Below are 4,439 nucleotides of genomic sequence, written 5' to 3'. Positions count from 1 at the left end.
CCCGGCCTGATGGATCCGGTGTTNGACGCCATCCGCGCCACCAACGACGGCGCGCTGACGGACGTGCCCTGGCGGCGGCCTTCGCCGATATCTGGCGCCTGCCGCTGGACGTGGTGGCCGGTGTCCACGGCTTCACCCCGGCCATGCGCGATGCCGCTTGGGCCGCGACGGCCAGCGTGGCGGTCGTCGGTCCCATGGCGGCCTATCCCGATGCCGGCCTGCTGGCGGACATTGGCCTGCCCTTGTTCCTGGTGACCACCGGTTTTCGTCGCCTGCAGGACAGCAAGGTCGCCGCCACGGGCCTGCGCCGTCATTTCCGCGAGGTCCACGTCGATGCCATCGATGAGGCCGGGCACCTGGGAAAGGAGGCCATCTTCCGCGGCGTTCTGGCCCGGCATGGGCTGGATCCCGGCGCGATTCTGGTGGTGGGTGACAATCCGGAGGCGGAGTTGGCCGCCGGCTGGCGCCTGGGCATGCGGACGGCCCAGACCTTGCGGCCGGGGGTCCGCTGGGATGGTCGGGCCGACCACCATGTGCGGGGACTGGCGGACCTTCTTCTGCTTCTGGATTACCTCAACGGTTGAGGTGTCTGGTGATTTATTAACCAAATGATGGGCCGTGCGACATAAAGTTGTCATGACTCGCGCCGTAGGGTGCAGGACCTTGTTTTTCAAGAAGGACCGGTGCCATGGCCCATGCTGAAGCCGTGAATTCCCCCGTCGCCAACTCCGGCGGTCCGGCCGCGCGGTATGGAACCCTGGCGTTCCTGGCCCTGATGACCGTCGGCCTGGGCTATATGGCGGTCAATCTGATCAGCGACCTCAGCGGGGTCGACACCCGCTCCATCCTGCCGTTCGTGCTGCTGGGCGTGGCCTTGCTGATCGCGCTGGGCTTCGAGTTCGTGAACGGCTTCCACGACACGGCCAATGCCGTGGCCACGGTGATCTACACCCACTCCCTGCCGGCCAACGTGGCGGTGGTATGGTCGGGCCTGTGCAACTTCGCCGGCGTGCTGTTCTCCACCGGCGCGGTGGCCTTCGGCATCGTCTCCCTGCTACCCGTGGAACTGATCCTGCAAGTGGGCAGCGACGCGGGCTTCGCCATGGTGTTCGCCCTGCTGATCGCCGCCATCCTGTGGAACCTGGGGACCTGGTACCTGGGCCTGCCGTCCTCCAGCTCACACACGCTGATCGGCTCCATCATCGGCGTCGGCCTGATGAATCAGCTGATGGCCAGCAGCGGCACCGCCACCAGCGGCGTCGATTGGGCGCAGGCCACCAAGATCGGCTGGTCGCTGGTGCTGTCGCCGCTGGTGGGCTTCCTCTGCTCCGCCGCCTTGCTGATCATCATGCGCACCCTGGTGAAGGACAAGACGCTGTTCACCGCGCCGGAAGGCAGGAAGGCCCCGCCGTCGTGGATCCGCGGCCTGCTGGTGCTGACCTGCTCGGGCGTCAGCTTCGCCCACGGCTCCAACGACGGGCAGAAGGGCATGGGCCTGATCATGCTGATCCTGATCGGCACGGTGCCCACCGCCTACGCCCTGAACCGCGCCGTCACCATCAATGACACGCCCGCCTACATCGCCACCTTCGACCGCGCCGGCGACGTGCTCAGCCACTATGTCAAGGAAACGCCGGCCGATCCGCGCAAGGCGGTGGAGGAGTTCGTGCGCACCCGCACCCTGACCGACAGCACCATGGGCGGCGTCCATGACCTGACGGCCAGCATCGCCGACCAGATTCGCGCCTACGGCTCCATCGCCCAGGTGCCGCAGGAAAGTGTGCGCAACGTCCGCAACGACATGTACCTGTCGGCGGAGGCCCTGCGCCTGATCCAGAAGAAGGGCAATCCGGCCATCGACGCCGCCGACCAACCGGTGCTGAAGGAATTGCTGGGCCGCTACGACCACGCCACCCGCTTCATCCCCACCTGGGTGAAGGTGGGTGTGGCCATCGCGCTGGGCCTGGGCACCATGGTGGGCTGGAAGCGCATCGTCGTGACGGTGGGTGAGAAGATCGGCAAGGAGCACCTGACCTATGGCCAGGGCGCCTCGGCCGAGCTGGTGGCCATGGCCACCATCGGCGCCGCCGACGCCTTCGGCCTGCCGGTCAGCACCACCCACGTGCTGTCGTCCGGCGTGGCCGGCACCATGGCTGCCAATGGCTCCGGCCTGCAGTGGTCCACCGTGCGCAACATGGCCATGGCCTGGGTGCTGACCCTGCCGGCGTCCATCGTCCTAGCCGGCGGCCTGTTCTGGCTGTTCCGCCAGGTGTTTTAAGGTCGACCTGAATCCATTCAGTGTCGGGGGCGGCGCACCAGGGCCGCCCCCGTCGCTTTTGGGGGTCAGCCCGCGACCGCGCGGCGCAGGGCGTCGATATCCAGCTTGATCATCTGGCGCATGGCCGCCATGGCACGGGCCGCCGTCACCGGATCCGGGCTGGTGACCAGCTCGACGAAGCCGTCGGGCACCACCTGCCAGGTCACGCCGAACTTGTCCGTCAGCCAGCCACAGGCGTGAACCTTGCCGCCGTCGGCGGACAGCAGGTCCCAGTAGCGATCGACCTCGGCTTGGGTCGCACAGTCGATGACGAACGAAATGGCGCCGTTGATCTCATAGTGCGGGCCGCCGTTCAGCGCCGTGAAGGGCTTGCCATCCAATTCGAACGCCACCGTCATCACCGTGCCGATGGGGCCGGGGCTGTTTTCGCCGTAATGGCTGATGGCCGTGATGCGGGAATTGGGAAAGACGTCGATGTAGAAGCGTGCCGCGTCTTCCGCCTGGGTGTCGAACCACAGGAATGGGCTTAGCTTGGGCATGTTCTCGTCCTTTTTCCGGGGGAAGGCGCTAGCCTACTATGCGCCTCTCCCCCAAGGACGACTGGCGACCGTCGCCGCCGACATCGTTCCCGCGAATTATTCCGCCGGCGTCTTGGGCGGCCCCAGCAGGGCCGGCAGGAACAGCAGCGCGGTGACCAGGATGCTGGCCAGCGAGAACACCAGCAGTTCACCCATGCTGGCGGTGCCGGGATGGTGGCTGGTCCACAGGCTGCCGAAAGCGGTGCCGGTGGTCAGCGCCGACAGGATGGTGGCCCGCGTCAGGCTGGAGGTCAGCGGGTTCGTCTGCCCCTGCCGCCAGGCCATGACGTAGTAGATGTTGAAGGCCGTGCCGATGCCGAACAGCAGGGGCAGGGCGATGATGTTGGCGAAGTTGATGGGCTTGCCCGCCAGGATGGCGGCCGCCAGCGTCAGCAATGCCGCCAGCGCCAGGGGCGCCAGGGTTTTCAGGACGTCGCCGGCATTGCGCAGGGTGATGGCCAGCAGGATGGTCACCAGGATCACGGCCAGGATGCCCGCCTGCAGGAAGGCGTGGATGATGGTGGCGCTGCTTTCCTGGATGCTGATGGGCGTGCCGGTGGCGTCGGGTGCTATGGTGCGCACCGCCTTCACGAAGCGCTTCAGCACCTGGTTGTCATTCGCGTCGCCCTTTGGGAAGACGGATATGCGGGCGTGCCCATCGTCGGCCACCCAATCGCGGCGCAGATCGTCCGGCAGGTCCTTGAAGGTCACGGGTGTCGCCTGCAGGCTGTCATTCACCTGGGCCAGCAGGGTCTGCAGGCCGGGTTCCACCGCCCGCTGGAAGGCCGGCACCACCTTTTCCGCCGGGGCCGCCAGGGCCCCTTCCAGCGCCTTCTTGAAGCGCAGGGCCGACGCGCCGGCCGGGGTGGCGGCGTCGGGGTTCAGCTTGTCCAGTGCCGCCACGATGCCGGTCATGGACTGGCGCACGTCCTCGATGCTGGGGGCGGGGCGCACGTCGGTGGGCGTCAGGCTGGGGCCCAGCAACAGGGCGGCGTCGCTGATGGCCGCCATCTTGGCGTCCTGGTCGGTCGGGATGTAGTCGCTGAGCGTGATGGCCTGCGCCACCTCCGGCAGCTTGGACAGCTTTTCGGCCAGCGCGCGGGCCTCATCCTCGGACTTCGCCAGCACATCGATGGTGTTGGGCGTGAACAGCGGGTCCTTCATCAGCTCCAGCACCACTGACACCGCTTCCGTCTTGGGGCTGCGCAGGTTCAGGGGGTTGAAGTCGAAGGACAGGCGGGGCAGCAAGGCGGCGCAGGCCACGGCCAGCACGGCGCCAGCACCCAGCACCCAGCGGCGGCGGTTCAGCACCAACCGGTCCAGCGGCGCCAGGGCCTTGTACCCCACCTCCACATGCTCCCCCTTGGGGCGCAACAGCATCAGCAGGGCGGGCAGGAAGGTGACGGACAGCAGGAAGGCGATGCCCATGCCCACGCGGGCGATGATGCCCAGCTGCGACACGCCGCGATAATCGGTGGGCCAGAACGCCAGGAAACCGGGCGCGGTGGCCGCGCCCGCGATGTCAGGCCCCGGCCCACGCCCGCCCGGGGGGGGTCAGGGCCTCGGCCAATCATCATGGGCCA

At 67.6% G+C, this 4,439-nt stretch carries 4 protein-coding genes; 2 read left to right on the top strand and 2 right to left on the bottom strand.

Annotated elements, in window-relative coordinates:
• Both I55_RS17510 and I55_RS17505 read left to right on the top strand, forming a co-directional pair.
• The coding region (locus I55_RS17510) for an HAD family hydrolase (RefSeq protein WP_049974230.1) at positions 1 to 584 on the top strand (584 nt) is incomplete at its 5' end.
• Positions 585 to 688: 104 nt separating this feature from the next.
• Entirely contained in the window at positions 689 to 2,278 is a 1,590-nt protein-coding gene (locus tag I55_RS17505) for an inorganic phosphate transporter (RefSeq protein WP_044561868.1), read from the top strand.
• A 65-nt stretch (positions 2,279 to 2,343) separates the two neighbouring features.
• Here the strand turns inward: I55_RS17505 and I55_RS17500 are convergent, their stop codons facing one another.
• Both I55_RS17500 and I55_RS17495 read right to left on the bottom strand, forming a co-directional pair.
• Positions 2,344 to 2,817: a VOC family protein gene (locus tag I55_RS17500; RefSeq protein WP_044561867.1), complete on the bottom strand. Its 474-nt coding sequence runs from the start codon at positions 2,815 to 2,817 to the stop codon at positions 2,344 to 2,346.
• A gap of 96 nt (positions 2,818 to 2,913) precedes the next feature.
• A complete protein-coding gene (locus I55_RS17495; protein ID WP_049974229.1) occupies positions 2,914 to 4,317 on the bottom strand; it encodes an MMPL family transporter in 1,404 nt (467 codons plus the stop codon).
• Between the last annotated feature and the right edge of the window lie 122 nt (positions 4,318 to 4,439).

Source organism: Azospirillum sp. B4 (assembly GCF_000333275.1).
Taxonomy (GTDB): Bacteria; Pseudomonadota; Alphaproteobacteria; order Azospirillales; family Azospirillaceae; genus Nitrospirillum.
Note: the sequence above shows the minus strand (reverse complement) of the source record. Positions and strands in the feature narration are given on the sequence as shown.

What these genes read in the sequence shown, in the direction of transcription:
- I55_RS17505 (WP_044561868.1), top strand. Translation starts at nt 689, where the DNA reads ATGGCCCATGCTGAAGCCGTGAATTCCCCCGTCGCCAACTCCGGCGGT.
- I55_RS17500 (WP_044561867.1), bottom strand. Translation starts at nt 2,817, where the DNA reads ATGCCCAAGCTAAGCCCATTCCTGTGGTTCGACACCCAGGCGGAAGAC.